Below are 1,170 nucleotides of genomic sequence, written 5' to 3'. Positions count from 1 at the left end.
GACCCAAGGGCGTCCGGTTTTATTCCCGGAGACGGGAGCTTTTCCGCCAGCTGCGAACACCGGCGGCTCAAACCGATGCCGGCCCGTGCCAGCGCTGCTGTGCAAAGAACAAGAGCGGCGGGGCGAACCCACCGCTCTTTGTCATCGAGCCCGGCTAGAGCGTTGGCTTAGTTGCCCCAGATCCCCTGGCCAGATTCCGGCTGGGCCGAATCGGGCGTCAGCTTGACGCCATGATGCTCGACCGGCTTGCGTATCGAGGCCGTATGGCTGTGGTCGATGGTGCCAGCGGGCGCCGTGATGGCCGGCTGGTTGACGTTGTCCGAACCATAATGGTCGCTGGCGGCAAAGGCGCTGCCCGTGGCAACGAGGATGGCAGCAGCAGCGGTAAGTGCGATCTTGGTCATTTTCTTACTCCAGTATCTATCTGTCCTGTCCGTCTAGTGGCGTGCCCTTGGGAGGATTTTCGCGTCGCTCGGACAGGCTGGAAGTGGGTTTTTCGTTCGCCGACTTCCAATCACGAAGATGTGCCATCACGCACCGGATCTAGACCTTTAATTTCAGCCAAGGAGTCAGTCGGTGGAAGTTTTAGTGATGAATATCATATGGTTACTGGAACGCGCCCATGCACGTTATGGCCGTCTGTCGAGCCCGGCGTCGGCCGTCCGCTCACGGTCCGTCAACATTATTTGAACCGATCGGTTCGATTTCCGATCTGTACGATCGCATGCACAAAAAACAAGAGCGGCGGGCCAAGCCCACCGCTCTTTGTCTGCTTCCGGGGATTGACGGAATTAACGGCCCCAGATGCCCTGGCCCGACTGAGCCGGGACGTTGGCATTGGCGTCGCCCTGTGCCTCTACGGACTTGACGATCGAACCGGTACGCGTGGTGTCGATGTTCGAGGACGACTGGCTGGCAACCGGCTGGTTGACGTTGTTGGAACCATAGTTGCCGGAGCCATAATGGTCGCTGCCGGCGAAAGCAGTGCCGGTGGCGACGAGGATGGCGGCGGCGGTAAGAGCGATCTTGGTCATTTTAAGTACTCCTGAATTCAAAATTGGGTTGATGTCGGCAGTCGCGATTTAGCGGCCAAAGAGGTTGCGGTCGGCGCCTTGCGGAGCCTGAGCCTGGGCCGCTACGGTTGACTTCGAGATCGAAGCGGTGACCGAC

The 1,170-nt window shown here is 59.4% G+C and carries 2 protein-coding genes; both read right to left on the bottom strand.

Annotation, left to right across the window (positions count from 1 at the left end; all coding sequences use genetic code 11):
* Positions 1-167: 167 nt before the first annotated feature.
* Positions 168-404 (bottom strand): DUF680 domain-containing protein, encoded by a 237-nt coding sequence (locus C1D09_RS00885; RefSeq protein ID WP_143972553.1) that lies wholly within the window; start codon positions 402-404, stop codon positions 168-170.
* Between the two features lie 387 nt (positions 405-791).
* On the bottom strand, positions 792-1,034 hold the full coding sequence (locus C1D09_RS00880) for a DUF680 domain-containing protein (protein WP_143972552.1): 243 nt from the start codon (positions 1,032-1,034) through the stop codon (positions 792-794).
* Positions 1,035-1,170: the final 136 nt, after the last annotated feature.

The organism is Mesorhizobium intechi (genome assembly GCF_002879535.1).
Taxonomy (GTDB): Bacteria; Pseudomonadota; Alphaproteobacteria; order Rhizobiales; family Rhizobiaceae; genus Mesorhizobium; species Mesorhizobium intechi.
The sequence above is the reverse complement of the archived record's forward strand: the minus strand, read 5'-3'. Positions and strand labels throughout refer to the sequence as shown.